The organism is Micrococcus porci, assembly GCF_020097155.1.
Taxonomy (GTDB): domain Bacteria; phylum Actinomycetota; class Actinomycetes; order Actinomycetales; family Micrococcaceae; genus Micrococcus; species Micrococcus porci.
In genome coordinates this window covers 2,004,063-2,021,166 of the sequence record NZ_CP083691.1, presented here as the reverse complement: position 1 = coordinate 2,021,166, position 17,104 = coordinate 2,004,063, and the positions used below count along the sequence as shown (strand labels likewise).

General features: G+C 66.7%; 15 protein-coding genes, 1 tRNA gene and 1 other RNA gene. 4 read left to right on the top strand and 13 right to left on the bottom strand.

Features of this window, described 5'->3' with window-relative positions:
- The first annotated feature begins 52 nt into the window (after nt 1-52).
- Nucleotides 53-361, top strand: a complete 309-nt coding sequence (locus KW076_RS09530; protein ID WP_224355112.1) for a hypothetical protein — start codon at nt 53-55, stop codon at nt 359-361.
- A gap of 13 nt (nt 362-374) precedes the next feature.
- On the opposite strand, the gene rnpB is transcribed toward KW076_RS09530, so the two are convergent.
- Nucleotides 375-754: RNase P RNA component class A (rnpB, locus tag KW076_RS09525), an RNA gene on the bottom strand.
- A 148-nt stretch (nt 755-902) separates the two neighbouring features.
- Between rnpB and KW076_RS09520 the strand changes: the two genes are divergently transcribed.
- Nucleotides 903-2,348: a glyceraldehyde-3-phosphate dehydrogenase gene (locus tag KW076_RS09520; protein WP_224355111.1), complete on the top strand. Its 1,446-nt coding sequence runs from the start codon at nt 903-905 to the stop codon at nt 2,346-2,348.
- 107 nt (nt 2,349-2,455) lie between these two features.
- Here the strand turns inward: KW076_RS09520 and KW076_RS09515 are convergent, their stop codons facing one another.
- From KW076_RS09515 to orn, 12 genes are all read right to left on the bottom strand, one after another.
- A complete protein-coding gene (locus tag KW076_RS09515) occupies nt 2,456-3,016 on the bottom strand; it encodes an adenine phosphoribosyltransferase (protein ID WP_224355110.1) in 561 nt (186 codons plus the stop codon).
- A complete protein-coding gene (def, locus tag KW076_RS09510) occupies nt 3,013-3,675 on the bottom strand; it encodes a peptide deformylase (RefSeq protein ID WP_224355109.1) in 663 nt (220 codons plus the stop codon). Before def ends, KW076_RS09515 begins: the two co-directional genes overlap by 4 nt.
- 88 nt (nt 3,676-3,763) lie before the next feature.
- Nucleotides 3,764-4,069: an antibiotic biosynthesis monooxygenase family protein gene (locus tag KW076_RS09505; protein ID WP_224355108.1), complete on the bottom strand. Its 306-nt coding sequence runs from the start codon at nt 4,067-4,069 to the stop codon at nt 3,764-3,766.
- 233 nt (nt 4,070-4,302) lie between these two features.
- Nucleotides 4,303-5,298, bottom strand: coding sequence for an IS481 family transposase (locus tag KW076_RS09500; RefSeq protein ID WP_224355107.1), 996 nt, complete (start codon nt 5,296-5,298; stop codon nt 4,303-4,305).
- A gap of 241 nt (nt 5,299-5,539) precedes the next feature.
- Nucleotides 5,540-7,489 carry a DUF3732 domain-containing protein gene (locus KW076_RS09495; protein ID WP_224355106.1) on the bottom strand — a complete coding sequence of 650 codons (1,950 nt, stop codon included), beginning with the start codon at nt 7,487-7,489 and terminating at the stop codon, nt 5,540-5,542.
- A 2-nt stretch (nt 7,490-7,491) separates the two neighbouring features.
- Nucleotides 7,492-7,995, bottom strand: coding sequence for a three component ABC system middle component (locus KW076_RS12655; RefSeq protein WP_224355105.1), 504 nt, complete (start codon nt 7,993-7,995; stop codon nt 7,492-7,494).
- Nucleotides 7,979-9,184 (bottom strand): ABC-three component system protein, encoded by a 1,206-nt coding sequence (locus KW076_RS09485; protein ID WP_224355104.1) that lies wholly within the window; start codon nt 9,182-9,184, stop codon nt 7,979-7,981. Before KW076_RS09485 ends, KW076_RS12655 begins: the two co-directional genes overlap by 17 nt.
- Before the next feature lie 219 nt (nt 9,185-9,403).
- A protein-coding gene (locus KW076_RS09480; RefSeq protein WP_434084316.1) for an IS3 family transposase occupies nt 9,404-10,596 on the bottom strand; the annotation gives its coding sequence in 2 pieces (ribosomal slippage) (nt 9,404-10,309 and nt 10,312-10,596; 1,191 coding nt in all).
- Between the two features lie 116 nt (nt 10,597-10,712).
- Nucleotides 10,713-11,384, bottom strand: coding sequence for a RusA family crossover junction endodeoxyribonuclease (locus KW076_RS09475; protein WP_224355102.1), 672 nt, complete (start codon nt 11,382-11,384; stop codon nt 10,713-10,715).
- A 4-nt stretch (nt 11,385-11,388) separates the two neighbouring features.
- Nucleotides 11,389-12,477, bottom strand: coding sequence for a DUF8606 domain-containing protein (locus KW076_RS09470; protein WP_224355101.1), 1,089 nt, complete (start codon nt 12,475-12,477; stop codon nt 11,389-11,391).
- 297 nt (nt 12,478-12,774) lie between these two features.
- Nucleotides 12,775-12,850 (bottom strand) — tRNA-His (locus KW076_RS09465).
- A gap of 103 nt (nt 12,851-12,953) precedes the next feature.
- A complete protein-coding gene (gene orn / locus KW076_RS09460) occupies nt 12,954-13,580 on the bottom strand; it encodes an oligoribonuclease (protein ID WP_224355100.1) in 627 nt (208 codons plus the stop codon).
- A gap of 106 nt (nt 13,581-13,686) precedes the next feature.
- Between orn and mptB (KW076_RS09455) the strand changes: the two genes are divergently transcribed.
- Both mptB (KW076_RS09455) and mptB (KW076_RS09450) read left to right on the top strand, forming a co-directional pair.
- Nucleotides 13,687-15,414: a polyprenol phosphomannose-dependent alpha 1,6 mannosyltransferase MptB gene (mptB, locus tag KW076_RS09455; protein ID WP_224355099.1), complete on the top strand. Its 1,728-nt coding sequence runs from the start codon at nt 13,687-13,689 to the stop codon at nt 15,412-15,414.
- Nucleotides 15,411-17,099: a polyprenol phosphomannose-dependent alpha 1,6 mannosyltransferase MptB gene (gene mptB / locus KW076_RS09450; protein ID WP_224355098.1), complete on the top strand. Its 1,689-nt coding sequence runs from the start codon at nt 15,411-15,413 to the stop codon at nt 17,097-17,099. The genes mptB (KW076_RS09455) and mptB (KW076_RS09450) overlap by 4 nt, the downstream gene beginning before the upstream one ends.
- Nucleotides 17,100-17,104: the final 5 nt, after the last annotated feature.

The window sequence follows — 17,104 nt, the reverse complement described above, 5'->3', positions numbered from 1 at the left end:
CTCGCGGAACCGGCCCGTGGGGCCGACGCCGACCCGTCGAAGGAGCACGCCGATGCAGACGATTCCCGTCATGGGGTGGGTCTTCCCCGTGGTGCTGCTGGTGATCGCGGCGGCGTTCTGGTTGGGCGTGCGCTCCAGCGGGGGCGCCCGTGGGGACTCGGACCTGGAACGGCGGCTGCGGGAGCGGACCTTCACCGGCGCGCCGCGGGCCCGCCTGGAGTGGCCCCGCGACCGCCGTCGTCCCACGCTGGCCCAGCTCGTGCGGATCGGCGCGTCGCACGGGTACCGCCTGGTCTCCCGCACGGAGGCGGAGCACGTCTACATCCTGGACTTCCAGCGCGTGGAGGACGACGACCTCTGAGGAGGGCGGGCGGGGGGACGGACCGGCTGTAAGCCGGGTTCTGTACCTCGCGCGCGTTGCCCCGCGCGAGGTGACGGCCATCCATCTGGGCCCGCCATTGCTGACGGGCTCGAGCGGCCAACCCGGACGCTGGGGCGAGCAGCCCTCATGACGCGTCCTGTTCGGCCTTGCACCGGATGGGGTTTACCGAGCCGGCCCCGTCACCGGGGCCGCTGGTGGTCTCTTACACCACCCTTTCACCCTTACCGCCGCGCACACGGCGCGGAGGCGGTCTTCTCTCTGTGGCACTGGCCCGCGGGTCTCCCCGGGTGGATGTTGTCCACCATCCTGCTCTGCGGTGCCCGGACTTTCCTCGCACCCCCCGCAGGGGCACGCGGCCGTCCGCCGATCCGTCCCGGCGCACCAGTCTACGCGCCCGGGGCGCGGCGTCTCGCTGGCGCCCGGCTTCCGCCCCCGGCATAGAATGGCGGGGTCCGGCGACGACGTGGTCCCGGACGGGCCATCCCCGGACGGGCCCCACAGTCTTCTAGGAAGGACTCCCGTGGCAGACACCGCCTCGACCCAGACCCCCGAGTGGAACACGCAGCAGAAGCTCGCGGAGAAGATGGTCCCCCTGCTGGGCACCCTGTACCGCGAGCACAACGTGGTCACCTCGATCTACGGGCGCTCCCTCGTGAACCGCGGCGTGATCGACATCATCAAGGCCCACCGCTACGCCCGCCGCGTGCAGGAGGCCCCGCTGAGCGTGGAGGCCACCTTCCCGCTGGTCGAGGCCATGGCCGGGATGGACCTGGGCGCCGCGAACATCGACCTCGCCGAGCTGGCCGCCAAGCAGCAGGCCTCCGGCCAGGACGTGCAGGCCTTCCTCGACGCCGAGCTCGCGGACGTCACGGGCAAGTCGGGTGAGGGCCTGGGCGAGACCCAGGACGTCGTGCTGTACGGCTTCGGGCGCATCGGCCGCCTGCTGGCCCGCATCCTCCTGGACCACGCGGGCGGCGGATCCAAGCTGCGCCTGCGCGCCGTCGTCGTGCGGAAGAACTCCGAGGACGACCTGATCAAGCGCGCCTCCCTGCTGCGCCGCGACTCGATCCACGGCCCGTTCGACGGGACGATCGTGGTCGACGAGGACCGCAACGTGATCACCGCCAACGGCACTGAGATCCAGGTCATCTACTCGAACGACCCGACCACGGTGGACTACACCTCCTACGGCATCAAGGACGCGCTGGTCGTCGACAACACCGGCCGCTGGCGCGACGTCGAGGGCCTGTCTCAGCACCTGCAGGCGAAGGGCGCCACGAAGGTCCTACTCACCGCCCCGGGCAAGGGCGACATGAAGAACATCGTGTTCGGCGTGAACTCGGACGACATCCTCGACGAGGACACCATCGTCTCCGCCGCCTCCTGCACCACCAACGGCATCACCCCGGTGCTCAAGGTCATCCAGGACGAGTACGGCGTGCAGCACGGCCACGTGGAGACCGTGCACGCCTACACCAACGACCAGAACCTCGTGGACAACTTCCACAAGGGCGCCCGCCGCGGCCGCGCCGCCGGCATGAACATGGTCATCACCGAGACCGGCGCCGCCAAGGCCGTGGCCAAGGCCCTGCCCGAGCTCAAGGGCAAGCTCTCCGGCAACGCGATCCGCGTGCCCACCCCGGACGTGTCCATGGCGATCATCAACATCGCCCTGGAGAAGCCCACCTCCGTCGAGGAGATCAACGCCCGCCTGAAGCAGGAGTCCCTCACCGGCGACTTGCGCGGCCAGATCGGCTATGTGGACTCCCCGGAGGTCGTCTCCACCGACTTCGTCGGCTCCGACCGCGCCGGCGTCGTGGACGGCCTCGCCACCATCGTGAACAACGAGGGCAAGAACGCCATCCTCTACGTCTGGTACGACAACGAGTACGGCTACTCGCACCAGGTGGTCCGCGTCGTCGAGAAGATGGCCGGCCAGCAGGTGCCGTCCTTCCCGAAGGCCTGACCCGCCCGCCGCGGCGCGCCGCACGGGAGCGCGGAGCCCCGCCTCACGCTGTGAGGCGGGGCTCCGTCGTCGTGGGGGAGCGGCGTGACGGGCGGCACGCGGCGAGCTCAGGCAGAGAACAGGGTCAGGGCGTCAGGGCAGCGTTCGCGGCCGCCCAGGCCCTCCACCTCCAGCACGACGGCGGAGCCGGCCACCTCGGCGCCGCACCGTTCGGCGAGGTCGCGCGCCGCGGCCAGGGTGCCGCCGGTGGCGAGGACGTCGTCGAGGATGAGCACGCGCACCCCGGGCACGGCGAGCTCCGGGGGTGCCTCGAGGGAGGCGGCCCCGTACTCCAGGGCATAGTCCACGTGGGCCACGGAGACCGGCAGCTTGCCGGCCTTGCGCAGCGGGATCACGCCGGTGCCGGTGAGCGCCGCGGCGAACCCGGCCAGCAGGAAGCCGCGCGCGTCGAGGCCCGCGACGGCGTCGTAGGCCCCCTCGAACGGGGCGATCATCGCCTCCACGACGGCGCGCAGGGCGGCCGGGTCCGCGAGGACCGGGGTGATGTCCTGGAACACCACGCCGTCGGTGGGGAAGTCCGGCACGGAGCGGAACAGGGTCGCGGCGCGCTCGAGGCCCGGCACGTCCGCGGCCTGCCGGCCGGCGGCGGAGAGGGCGACGCCGCTCACCGGGCCTCCTGGGCATGGTCGTGACCCTCGTGGTCGTGGTCGTGATGCTCGTGGGCCGGGGCGTCCTCGTCGACGTCCACGTCGTGGCCGAAGGGGTCCGGGTCGGTGCCCGGCAGCCAGGTCACCCCGGGCACGTTCAGCCGCTCGGCGCGCTGGGCGCGCTTCCAGCGGCGGGCCCACTTCCCCTCGAGGCGGTTCACGTAGAGGGTGCCGTTGAGGTGGTCGTACTCGTGCTGGAGGATCCGCGCGAACCAGCCCGTGGCCTCGATGTCCACCGTCGAGCCGTCCATGCGCTGGCCGGTCATCCGGACGTGCGCGGAGCGCTTCAGAGGAAAGCCGTGGCCGGGCACGGACAGGCAGCCCTCGGTGTCCTCGTGACGGTCCGGCTCCTCCGTGGACGGCTTGGAGAGCATGGTGAGGACGGGGTTGATCACGTGCCCGAGGTTCGGGGCGTCGCCGGTGTCCTGGAACGTCCACGTGAACACGCGCAGGCCCACGCCCACCTGCGGAGCGGCCAGCCCCACCCCGTTGGCCACGTCCTGCGTGACGTACATGTCCTCGACGAGCTCGCGGATCGAGTCGTCGATCACCTCGACCTCCGCGGCCCGCGTGTGCAGGACGGGCTCGCCGTAGACGGTGATGGGACGGATGGAGGGCATGGCGCTGCGCTTCCCGGCCCGGACGGGCCTGCGTGGAGGGGAGGGACGAACCCCCAGCCTACCGCCGGGGACATCACGACGACGGCGCTCAGCCCAGGTCCACGACCTCCAACTCGAGCAGGTCGGCGCCCGTGGCGACCGGCGTCGGGCGGCCGCCCTGCTCGTCGGCGTGGGCGGCGGGCATGCGCCCGTCCCGCCAGCGCTGGAAGTCCTCCTCCGACGCCCACGTCGTGACCACGAAGTAGCGGTCCTCGCCCGCGGTGGGCCGGAGCAGCTGGAAGCCCTCGAAGCCCGGCTCCTGGTCCACCGCGTGCTTGCGGACGGCGAACCGCTTCTCGAGTTCCGGGCCGGCGCCCTCAGGGACGCTGATGGCGTTGATCTTCACGACGGACACGGGCAGGCCTCCTCGTCGGCGGGGGTGCGGCGCCGGGTCGACGCCCTCCCGGCCGACTCTACGCCCGGCAGCGGAGCAGGAGTCCGTCGAACGGTTGATGCCCGACGGCGGCGTCCCTGCGAAGCTGAGCGACGGAACCGGCCGCTGGGCGGCCCCGCTCGCGGCAGCCACCTCGAGCGGGGGCATGCTGACCGGGACCCGGCCCGAGTCAACAACGTCATGCCCTCCTACAGCTAGGTGTGATGTCCAGGGAGGTTGTTGAGCCTGCTGGCAGGTGCGGCTCCGATCGCGGAGTGGACTCGGTGATGATTGTAGAAGTGCAGCCATCCAGGCAACGCGGCCCTGCGTTCGGTCTCTGAGCCGTAGAACTTGGCGTAGGCCCACCCGTCAGCGAGCGTGCGATGGAACCGCTCGATCTTCCCGTTCGTCTGCGGTCGGTAGGGCCGAGTCCGCTTGGGCTTGATCCCGAGCTCGGTGCAAGCATCCCGCCAGGCATGCGAGCGGTAGGCCGAACCGTTGTCCGAGAGCACCCGCTCCACCTCCACGCCCAGGCGCGCGAAGTGAGCGACCGCGCGGCGCAGCACCGCGATGGCGGTCTGGCTGCGTTCGTCGGAGTGCATCTCGACATACGCGAAGCGGGAGTGGTCATCGATCACGGTGTGCAGGAAGCCCACCCCGAGCCGGGGCTGGTATCGGGCATCACGGGTTCCTTCGCGGTCCGAGGTCGCCGCGCGGTGCTTCATGCCCTGCTGACGCCCGACGAATCGGTGCCCGCCCCCGTCGGGGATGCGTCCGAACTTCGTGACGTCGACGTGGATCAGCGAGCCGGGGTGGGGGTGCTCATAGCGGCGGATCGGCTCGGCGGTGACCCGGTCCAGACGGGCGAGGCGGTTGATCCGGCAGCGCACGAGCACGGCATGGACGGTGGAGGCCGGCATCCCGAGTTCTGAGGCGATCTGCACGGGCCCCAGGCGTCGGCGCCTTCTGGCGGCCACGATCTGTTTCACCACTGCAGGCGGTGTTCTGGTCGGCATCGTGGCCGGCCGGCTGGACCGGTCGACCATGCCTGCAGGTCCCTCGGCCCGGAAGCGGGTGGCCCATTTGCGTGCGGTGGGTGGGGAGACCATGAACATCTTGGCCGCGGTGGCGACCGGCCAGTGCTCATCGACGATGAGCTTGGCCAGGCGTAGGCGGGCGCGAGGGGTCAGGGCGGCGTTAGCGTGGGACATGAAGGCCTTCTGTTCGCGTGAGCGGTTTCTTGACAACTCCACTCTCGCAACAGGAGGCCTTCGCCTGTCAGCTGTTCACACAACAACGTCCCTGGACATCACAGCTAGGAGCATCGCGAACGGCGATAGCCATACACAGGGCGGAAGGTGCAGCAGACCCTCTACCGTTTGCCTTCGCCGCGGGCCAGCCCGGTAGGTCACACCTGCTTCTCTAGAGCAGGAGCACCTGCCGCTCTGGCGTTCATCCAGCTTCGTCCTCCAACCAGTCCGTGGGGATAAAGGCGACACCGTTTCGCCAGTTTTCGACGACTGCGTCTTGGAACCAGTCGTCTGCGAGGTTCGCGTGGTCACACACGATGACCTGGAGATCACCGGTAAGCGCAGCTACTACATCTCGCATCAGTGTGAATTGTCTCCGGACTGCTTCCCAGTCTGCGTTCTCATCGTCAGCAGCATCTACGACCTCTTCGGGGAAGAATGCCTGCGTCGGTTGATCGAACATGAGGAACCGCGGAACAGGTCGATCGTTCGTGGCGAACCAGTGGTGGAGAGCGAGGTGAGCGACGAGGTGGTAGCCGACCCAGTTCTCAGCGCTTCCCATGCGGCCGAGCGGGACGCGGCCTCCAGGCCGCTGAACGGCTACGGTCAGCTCAACTGGGTCAAGTCGGACGTAATGCTCGGAACCCTCAAGCCGAAGGTAGCGCGCATAGTCCGTCATCAGTTCAGACACCGAGTCGATGGCGGCACGAAGAGCGGCGGCGGGATCGTCGCGCTCGCTAAGGTCTTCCAGCCGCGCGAGCTGTCCGCGATACCGGCGTTCAGCGTTTCGCAGTTCAGCGAGATCAGCAGCGATGTCGACACCTCGTTCGAGTTCTTGGCTGACCCGGCCCTGGAGGAATGCGATTCGCTCGCGTCGCTCACGGCCCGCTGCGATCGCAGATTCTTGTTGGGCAACGGCATCGAGTTCAACAACGTTTTCTCGGAGTGCCTCCACGAGCGGTTCGCGGCTCGCCTCCAGACGTTCAATCGTTGCTTGGCGCCGAGAGGAGACCCCCTTCGACGCTTCGAGGCGAGTTTCCAGAGCGTTCAGGAGTGATCGCAACTCATCAACGGTCTCGTCTGGGTGGTCCAGACCTTGATCGCACAGCGGGCAAACCCCCACGTCTCCGTCGGTCAGTGCGGACTTCGGGACGAGCAGGTCGAGTGCGCGAAGCCTTTCAGTCTGGTACTGGCCTTCGATCTGCGAGTTACTATGTTCGTCTTGTAATTTGCTAAGCAGTTCGAGCTGATCGTCAACTTCACGGATTCGAGTCCGGATCGTTCGCCCTTCTTCCGCGAGTTCTCTCCTTCGGCGCGACTCCTCCGATTCTTCGGCAGACAAGCTATCGGATCGATAGGCCAAGATGCCTTCCAACACCGCGCGAATTCCTTCTCTGGCTCCGATTCCCGCATTAGCAGGCAGCACATCGAGGCTGACCGCAGATTCAATCAGGTGGGTGACTCGGCTGTCCTGCTCGTTGAGGTCTGCTTCCGCAGCTCGGATGCTGTTTTGGGTTCGTTGCAAAGTTCTACGTGTTGCTACGAGTTGGCGCCGCAGGGCGCTTTGCTCAGGCGTCGCTGCACCGAGGAAGTACGGAAGTGTGTCGCGGATCGTTGTTTTGATGTTGTTCTCCACCTGTCGGTGAAAGAGCACATCACGACTGGCAATCTCCCCTTGATTCTGGAAGCAGTAGAAGAGTGCTTGTCGGACTGAGACGTCGAAGGACTGCCTGAGAGAGCCACCCTCGGGATCGATGGTGAAGGAGTCAATTCCGAGCCGTTCGGTGAGTGTGTCTTTCACGACCTCCGTGTCAGCGTTGACTTCGAGTTCGTCGAACGTAGGCGCAGCGAGGTCGAGACCGCCTGTACGAATCATCGCCCGATAAGTGCTGGCACCCTCCGGGTTCGGTCGACAGATCAGCACGCGTTCATCCGCGAACTGAACGATCACGTAGTACCAAGATGCGTGATCGCTAATGACTCCAGTCGGGATTGTTACTGTGTTTCTTCCGAGGCAGTATTCGACGATATCGAGTATCGCAGACTTACCGGTCTTCGACTTTCCGGTCAGGATATTCAGAGCCCCCAGACGAAACTCGACATCACGACGTCGCCCCGACTCATTGAACACTCCCAACGACACGATGTGCACGATTAACCTCCGATCCCGAGTAGCTCAAACGCCATGTGCGTCTCGATGGCGTTAAACCATTGTCCGCAAAAACGTGCTGCTTTGACAGAATCGCTCAGTTCGGTGGGCCATTGCGACGTGGCACCTTTTGGTCTAGCGAGCGCTACAAGGTTGGTTCCGTCAAGTCCGAGTCGCCCGGCTCGGAGGCCGTGGCGGATGGCTCGTTTGGTTGGCAGTGCCATGTTCGCCACTCGATATTCCATGTCCGCGAGCAAGTCGTGATTTCGTACAGCCCAACGAGCGAGGGTGATCCGTCGATCACGGGGCAGGCTGTCTCGTGTCTCCGGGTGCAGAGTGAGCGGCAAGATGAGGTAAGCAGCGGGCCACGCGAGGCCGGTGGTGCCTCGCTGCGCTTTTGCCCAGCAGGCGTTCACAAGCAGCTCCGAGGTCAGGACGGTATTGAAGAGTGCCACGGCCTCTGGCGGGCGGGCTGGAGGTGAGGCAGGCGCTTCAGGTGGATGACACATGGCTAAGCATCTCCTCCAGTTTCGACTCGAAGTCGGGATGCCAGCCAACCCGATACCCCAGCTCGCCATCGGCGAGCGCATGGAACATTCCACGGTTGAACCAGGGCTCGTCAAAGCGGTCTCGCAGACGTGCCCGTGACTCTCGCGCCAGTTCCTCTAGAATTTCTTGGCCGACGACGTCGTGGTCGGTCCGCCCTTCTCGTTTCATGGCGGCTATTCGCGAGTCGAAGGTTTGCTCCCATTCGTCATGAAGGCGAAAGGCAAATCGGTCAAGTTCAGTCTCCGCCAGGAGTTGATGGCGAAGCCAGAACGAGCGTTGAGTGAATGATCGATGATAGTCCCGGATCGCTTTCCAGAGACGGTTGTTTTCTAGGGCGATCCAGAGGAGTTGCTGCACGAACGGCCGATCCTTATATAGATCAGAGATCGACTCGTCGTGCTCCTGCATGACGGCTGGATCAATGGGCAAGGCGTCGCTCTTAAGTTGGTCTGCAATCTCTGTGACTTGCACGATCAGGTCTTGACCAGTCACAGCCTCCAGCGTCCTGCTCAAGAGCTGCACCGAGACACCTGACCACCATCCTTTGAGGAGGTGAAGGAAGACGTCGTCTCGTCCGGTTGGGTATGCATACCGGAAGGTTCGGACCAGTTCCTTGTCGATGTGGGCTGCTGGTAACGATCCATCGTCGATGATGATGCGGTCTACCAACTCAACCCTGGCGGTTTCGTTGAGGTGAAGGAACTTCTCACGCCATTTATCAGTGGCCTTGCTCGTCGATGTTCTTGCCGCTTTTAACAGCTCTTCGAGTGCTACAGAAGTGTCGCGGTTCTCCCCGTCACGAAGGCGAATCAGGCCCGACTCTTCACTGAGTGTCCGGGTGGTGACCAGACGCAGCACGAGTTTGTCGGCCGAAGGCAAGTCCATCCAGACATTCAGAGTTCGCCAGAGATCAACTGCTTGAGCTGTGAGCGGACCATCGCCGCGTGTGTGATGCTTTATCTGCAGGAGTTCAGCAGGCGAACCGGCGCTATCAAATTCGATATCATCCAAGGTTTCGAGCCGAAGCTGAGCCGCCGGCTCTGAGGTGGCGCGCTTTCCTAGTTCAACGAGTGCCCACATGCATTGGTGGACGTATCCGAGGGCTTGGCCGGCAGCGCTATGCGACGACTCCTGCGTCAATGCGTTCACCTCCTTGGGTACAGTCCATCAGTTGTCTGACCCTACCGTCGGGAGAGTGCGGAGACCCCTGACCGGCTCGCGCAGCGAGCTGTAGCTCGGTGAACCACGGGTTCGAGATTGAATTCGCACCCTGCCCGGGACGAGATAGCCCAACCCGGAGGGCCCAGGTACCGTGGTTTGAGCCTATCAGCGGCTGGGACTGCTGCATGGACCGGTGACAGTGGCTAGTCACGCAGCCTGACTGGCTGGCGTGGTCATGATGGCTTCGTACTCGATCGGGGTCAATCGGCCGAGCGCGACTTGTCGTCGGCGGCGGTGGTAGGTCCGTTCGATCCAGGTCACGATCGCGATCCGCAGGTCTTCCCGGGTGGCCCAGGACCGGCGCTCGAGGACGTTCTTCTGGAGCAGCGCGAAGAACGATGCCATGGCTGCGTTGTCGCCCGTTGCTCCGACGCGGCCCATGGATCCGACCATGCCGTGGCGGTTGAGGGCGTGAACGAATTTCCGGCTTCGACATTGCGACCCTCTGTCCGTGTGAACCACGCATCCGGCGACCTCACCGCGCCTGGCGACGGCGTTGTTCAAGGCCGTCACCGCGAGGCTGGACTTCATCCGAGAGTCGATGGAGTAGCCCACGATCCGGTTGGAGTAGACGTCCTTGAACGCGCACAGGTAGAGGCGATCTTCGCCGGTGCGGTGTTCGGTGATGTCGCCGATCCAGAGCTCGTTCACGGCGTCGGCGTTGAACTGATGCCGGATCCGGCCCTTCTCGTCGGTCACCGCACACAGGTCGTCGTGGACCGGTGAGCCGGGCTTCTTGCCGTTGCGCCCGCGCTTCTTCCCAAACGCACTCCACCAACCCATGTCGGAGCAGATTCGCCAGGCGGTGCGCTCAGCCATCGATTCGCCGGCCTCACGTGCCTCGTCGGCCAGGAACCGGTAGCCGAACTCGGGGTCGTCCTTGTGGGCATCGAACAGTGCGTTCGCGCGGTAGGCCTCGTCGAGTTCAGCGGGCGTGACTGGGCTGGCGAGCCAGCGGTAGTAGGGCTGGCGGGCGATCTTGAGGACCCGGCACGTCACCGCGACAGGGATCCCGTCAACGGCCAGCTCGCGGACGAGCGGGTGCATCATTTTCCCGGAAGGTGCGCCTGGGAGAGGTAGGCGGCAGCGCGTCGCAGGACCTCGACCTCTTGCTCGAGGGTCCTGATCCGGCGCTTGGCTTCACGCAGCTCAGCGTACTGTGCCTCAGTCGTGCCGGGCCGGTCGCCGTCTTCGATGTCGGCCTTCTTCATCCACGCGTACAGCGTTGTGAAGTGGATCCCGAAGTCCTTCGCGATCTGGGAGAGCTCGACACCGGGCTCACGGTTCCTAGCGATGCGCACGACGTCATCACGGAACTCCTTGGGGTACGGCTTGGACACGGTGGACATCCTTCCAGCCCAACCCCTCGGGTTAGGCCCGTCAGTTGTCACCTATCCGTGCAGCAGTCCCGGCGTCCTCGATCTGCCAGACGCGTGAGAGATCGTGCAACGTCTCGTCAGATGAGGTCAGAAGACCTCGGAAAGCTACTTTCGTGGATAACGGTGAACCCTTGCATCCTGAGTCTCTGCGTGTGCCATGGTCGAGCGATTGGCCCGGACATCGCGACAACGTCATCGGCTAACCCGAGCGAACGCGCATACGCTTGATGCTCAACTGAGCGACGATAATCATCAACCATCAACGCCCAATGATCCTTCGCTTCTCCAGGCAATAGGTAGCTCGTATCCGGGGTGAACTCGACGAATGCGGCTCCAGCACGTTTGAGAGTGTCGTCGGGGTGCAACGACGCGAGCTCCAACGTGAATACAACATCAGGATGGCTTGGGGGCATCCACCAGGCGCGGATCGATTGGACCTGATTGTCATCGATCATGACGCCATTTGGCCCTGTTGTCGCGTCAAGGAGCGGCTTCAGCACGTTGTCGAGGTCCGCAGCTGTATGGGTCTGGTACCGCTCGCGATCGGAGATAAACCAGTTGAACGTGGCTTCAACATCGTGGGTGAAGTGAAAGTCTGTCGCTTCAGAGACAGCGTCAGCGAGACGTGACTTGAGTGCTTGGAGACGAGCTCGTCTAGCCTGAAGAGATAGCGGTGGTAGCCGTGACTCAATCAATACTCGCGCTCCATGCTCGAGTGATGTGACCTTGAAGACACCTTCTTCCGACACAACTTCAGTCTGCAATATCGAATTCCTCAAGCACATGTTCAATGGTGAATTTCTGACGGAGCTTCGCGGCCGTGTTCTGGTTGGCGAACATGCCGTTCTTCCAGATCGCTCGCTCGCGGGGCACCGTGTGCGTCCAGGCCACTGGGACAGCCCACTCGGCGTTCACGTCCTCGATGTCGCCTTCGTGCGCGTAGCTACCCGAGAGTGGTAGCTCCTTGACGAGACGATCTACTCCATCGACCTCGACTTGCAGCTGATCGAATCGGCGAGCCTCACCGGTTACAGTGCCGACACCGACGTATCCAGTCTTCGGGATGTGAACGAAGACGCGCGCTCCGACCGGGAGGTTCTTCAGCGTCTGCGAGAACCACTTTCCGCCGCCGCCCGAGACGAAGCCGTACTTGCGGCCGTCGGACCACTGCCGCGTACCGGAGTCTTCGCCAAAGGAGACGTACCAGTCGCTGCCGTTCCATGCTTCGCGAGTCTTTGTCTGCCGCGCGGGAGTAGCGGCGCTCTGCTGCTGCCCTTCGTGCTCAACCAGCCACGTTCGAACGAGGTACTTTGCCCCGTTGTCCGCGAAATGACGGAAAAACACGACGTTGATCGGCACACCGAAGTCTTCATTGAGGAAACGCACGATGCGCTCGGTGGCCGCGTCGACACTTGCTGCAACGATCGTGAACGTCTGAGCGCTGTTCAATTCCTCGGGCAGTGTCTCGTTGAAACATTCGGTGAAAGCCTCTTCGAGCGCCACCCCCGGCTTGTAAGCCTCGAAGATGCTCTGGATCTCGGCTCGCCCCAGTCCGGATACCCACGATCCGTAGTCCAGTGCCTGTGCAGTGACGTCACGGGGCGTCCTATCGCGCTTCAGCTCGATGACGTGCACGCACGCCGTTTCATCGAGCGCCAGCAGATCGATGAAGCCGGCGAACGCTGTGGCGACTTGTGGGCCGAGGACCAGCAACGTCTCACCAAGCATTCCGGGATCGGACTCGATGTATGTCTCCAGCTGAGACTCAAGCCCGATCGCGGTAGGCGTGATTCGGCTGAGCCGGTCACCGTCCGCCCGCCACAGCCCCATCTCAACTGCCATCGACATTCCCTTCCGTCCGGTGCTTGCGCTCGATGTCGTGAAGACCGACAGAGTTTTCTACAGTCAAGGCAGCCGACGACGCGAACCGCCGGCTGTGCAACCAGGCGCTGTTCAAGGCGATCTACGTCGATGAGGACAACGACGTTCGGGTCGGCTACAAGACGCCGTACGACGGGCTGAGCATCGAAGGCTTGCAGGCCGACGCCCTCACCTGGGCCGCCGAGGCAAAGAAGATGGGTCAGGTTCGAACCTCGACCAACGGCGGTCCCTTGGTCGAAAGTTCAAACCTGACCCATTTGGGGTGAGTGACGGGGATTGAACCCGCGACCTTCTGGACCACAACCAGACGCTCTGCCGACTGAGCTACACCCACCATGCGCGTCCTGCGGGGGCTCCCCGCGCGACGCAGCGGGCTCCACTGTACACGAGTTCGGCCGGGGCGCCGAATTCGGCCCCCCGACTCCTCGGGAGGGAGGTCAGGCCTGCGCCCCGGACACCACCTCCGCGATGGCGCGGGCCTCCTCCGAGGTCGGACCCGGGGCCGGGACCATGACGGCCTCGCGGTAGTACCGCAGCTCCGTGATCGAGTCCCTGATGTCGCCGAGGGCGCGGTGGCCGCCGGTCTTGGCGGGGGCCTGGTAGTAGGCGCGCGGGTACCAGCGGCGGGCCAGCTCCTTCACGGTCGACACGTCCACGATCCGGTAGTGCAGGTGGTCGATGACGGCGGGCATGTAACGGGCGAGGAACAGCTTGTCCTGGCCCACCGAGTTGCCGGCCAGCAGCCCCTTGCCGGCGGGCACACGGGCGGCGATGTACTCGAGGACGCGCGCGGCGGCGTCGTCGAGCTCGAGGCCCTCCGCCAGCTCCGGCAGCAGGCCGGAGGAGGTGTGCATGTCCCGCACGAAGGGGTCCATCTGGGCGAGGGCCTCGGGGGTGGGGCGGATCACGAGGTCCAGGCCCTCGTCGAGGACGTTCAGCTCCGAGTCCGTGATGAGGACCGCCACCTCCACCAGCACGTCGACGTCAGGGTCCAGGCCCGTCATCTCGCAGTCGATCCAGACCAGGGGGGCGCTTTCGGGCGCGGGGGTGCTCGTCTCGCTCATGGGGCCAGGCTACTCGCGGGGCGGACGGTGGTAGATTCCCCTGAACCCCGGTCCCGCCCGTCAGGACCCGGGACGCCGTCGACGTGTGCAGAGAAGGAGCCGCCGCATGGGCGTGCCGGCCGCCGGGCCCTCCGGATCCACCGCATTCCGTCCCGAGTACATCGGAGTCGGAGGCCTGCGGGCCGATCCCCAGGTCGCGGGCCGCCCCCTGTGGCCCATCCTCGTGGGCCTGCTGGGCTCGCTGATGCTGGTCGCCGGCTCCTTCAGCGTCGGATGGCTGGCCTCGGCGTCGCCGATCAACCGCTGGCAGTGGCTGATCCCGTGGCGCACCCAGGAGAGCGGCGTGATGACGGGCACCGTGCTGCTCACCCTCGGCTGCTGGGTGATGTTCTGGGCGTGGCTGCGCCTGGGGCAGACCGTGCGGCCGTTCGGGCCCGGCGCCCTACGGACGGTGAACGTCGCCACGGCCCTGTGGTGCCTGCCGATGGTGTTCGCACTGCCGATCTTCAGCCGGGACATCTTCGCCTACGTGGGCCAGGGGCGGCTCATGGTCAACGGGCAGGACCCGTACACCGACGCGATCTCCTCCCTGAACAACTGGTTCCAGCTCGGCGCCGACGCCACCTGGGCCGGCTCGGAGACCCCCTACGGGCCGGTGTTCCTCTGGATCGAGGAGGTCGTGGTCCGCATCTCCGGGGACATGAACCCGGACCTCGCGATCTTCCTCTTCCGGCTGGTGGCGGTGGTCGGCGTCGTGCTGACCATGGTGTTCGTGCCCCTGCTGGCCCGGCGCCTGTCCGTGAACGGGGCCTGGGCGCAGTGGGTCAGCGCCGCGAACCCGCTGTTCACGGTCTCCTTCGTGGCCTCGGGCCACAACGACGCCCTCATGGTCGGCCTGGCCCTGGCCGGCACGTGGTGCGCGCTGCGCGCCGGGCATCCTCGCGGCGGGCAGTCCACCGCGTCGCACGTGGGCTGGGGGGTGGCCGCCGTCGTCCTGGTCACGGCATCCCTCGGCGTCAAGCCCATCACCCTGGTGCTGCTGCCCTTCATCGGGCTGCTCTGGGCCGGCCCGCGCGCCGGCTGGTCGCGGAAGTTCGTGTACTGGGCGGTGACCGGCGGCCTCTCCCTGGCGCTGATGGTGCTGGTGGGCCGGCTCAACGGCTTCGGATTCGGCTGGCTGGAGGTCATGGCCGGCACCGGATCGGGCACCTCGCCGTGGGCCCCCGTGGGCATGATGTCCATCGCCACGCGCGTGCTCATGGAGGTGCTCCAGCTGGGCCCGGACCTGCAGGCCATCGAGGGCTTCTACAAGTCGGTGTGCCGCCTCCTGTCCGTGCTGATCGTGCTCGCCCTGATGTTCCTAGGCCGGCAGGACCGCGTGTTCACCCGCATGACCTGGGCGTTCACGACGCTGGTGGTGCTCTCGCCCATCGTGCAGCCCTGGTACCTGCTCTGGCTCCTGCCCTTCTTCGCGGTGATCGGCCTCCGGGACAACTGGCAGATCAAGTGGGTCGTGTTCACGGTCGGCTACTTCCTCGCGTTCGGGGCCATGGACCAGCTGTTCACCTGGCAGTTCCTGGACATCGCGGAGGAGGTGCGCGCGGCGTCCCTCCTGGTCTCCGGGGTCAGCCTTGTCTGGATCCTCGCCGTCGACCGCAAGACCAGCCGGTTCATCAAGGACCACTGGCACGTCCGCCCCGCCCTGCGCGAGGGGGTGCGTCGCCTGCGGCGCCGCCCCACCGGCGGCGCTGCCGCCCCGCACACCCGTCCGCATCCCGTCGAGCGCCTGGGAGAGTCCGGGTCCGAGGACGCGGCCGCCCGGGGCGCGCGGTGACCCTGGCGGTGGACGGCGCGCGCCGGGACGACGGCGGCCCCTCCGGGCGGGGATCCCGGGCCCTGAACGGTCCCGCCGCGGCGCCCGAGCCCGCCGCCGCCGTCCGCGAGGGGCTCTGGGCCGCCCTGGCGGTGATGGTCGCCTCCTGGGGCGTGGGCTGGCAGCCGATGACGCCGTTGTCGGTGTTCTCCGGCTCCACTCTCCTGGTGCCCCTGCGTACGGGCCTGGCGGGCGTGCTGCTGTGCGCCGTGCTCCTGGCCGTCGGCGTGTTCGCCCTGGTGCGCGCCTGGCTCCGTCTGGGCCGCTCCCTGCAGGGCCGCTGGACCGCTGACGGACACCTGGCCGCGCGCGCCGCCCTGTTCTGGTCGCTGCCCCTGCTGGCGGCGTTGCCGATCTTCTCCCGCGACGTCTTCTCCTACCTCCAGCAGGGGCGCCTGGTGGCCCTCGGCCTGGACCCGTACGAGGACGGGATCTCCCGCCTGCCGGGCTGGTTCATGCACGGCGCGGACTCGATCTGGGCCGAGTCGCCCTCCCCGTACGGGCCGCTGTTCCTGCTCTCCGCCGAGGGGATCTGGCGGCTCACCGGGGGACAGGTGGAGCTGTCCGTCGCCGCGTTCCGCCTGCTGGCGCTGGCCGGACTGGCGCTCTGCCTCTGGGCCGTCCCCCGGCTCGCCGCCGCGGCGGGCCGCGAGCCCGCCTGGGCCGTGTGGGTCTCGGTGGCCAACCCGCTGTTCCTCCTCTACATGGTGGCCGGCGCCCACAACGACGCGCTGATGACCGGCCTCCTGCTCGCCGGGGCGGCCCTGCTCGTCCGCGTGGGGCGGCGCCGCGTCGTCGCGTTGGCCGGGCTGGTGCTGGTGGCCCTGTCCGTGGCCATCAAGCCGCTCACGGCGCTCACCCTGCCGTTCCTCGCCATGCTCCTGCCCGGGGGGTGGAGCCGGTTCCGCGTCGGGGCCCGCCGGCTCGGCCGCGTGGAGCGGATCGGCCCGTGGATCACGGCCGCCGTGATCGCCGCCGCGGTGCTCACCGTGCTCGGCGCCGGCACCGGCCTCTGGTTCGGCTGGGTGCGGGCCATGACCACCAGCGGCGACGCCGCCTTCCCCTACGCCCCGGTCGGCCTGCTGGGGCTGGGCCTCGGCTGGGCCGTGGACCTGGTCTCGGACGTCCCGGCGCGTCAGGCCGCGGGCTGGTTCTACTCCGCCATGACGTGCGCCGCCCTCGCGTTCACGGCCTGGATGGCGCTGCGACGCAGCCCGCGGGAGCCGCTGGTCGCCTCGGCGGCGGTGCTGGTCGTCGCGATCGTGACGGCGCCGATCATCCAGCCCTGGTACCTGCTCTGGTTCCTGCCGCTGCTGGCCTGCGCCCCGCGTCCACTTCCGGGCGTCGTCGACCACCCGCGCTGGCTGGGGTGGGTCCTGACCGCCCTCGTCCTCGCGCTGTGCGGGGTCGGCGTGGTGGACCAGATCTCCGTGGCGCAGTGGCTGCCGCTGGGGCTGGTGCGCGTCGTCGCCGCGCTGGCCTGCCTGGTCGCCGCCTGGGCACTGGTCCGGCGGGACCCCTCCACCGCCGTGCTCTTCCCGCGCCGCCGCAGGCCGCCGGATGAGACCATCGAACCCCGCGGCCGGCCTGCTCCGCGCCGGGCGCTGGCCGCCCCCACGACCCCCACCGCCCCCGTCCAGGAATGAGAACC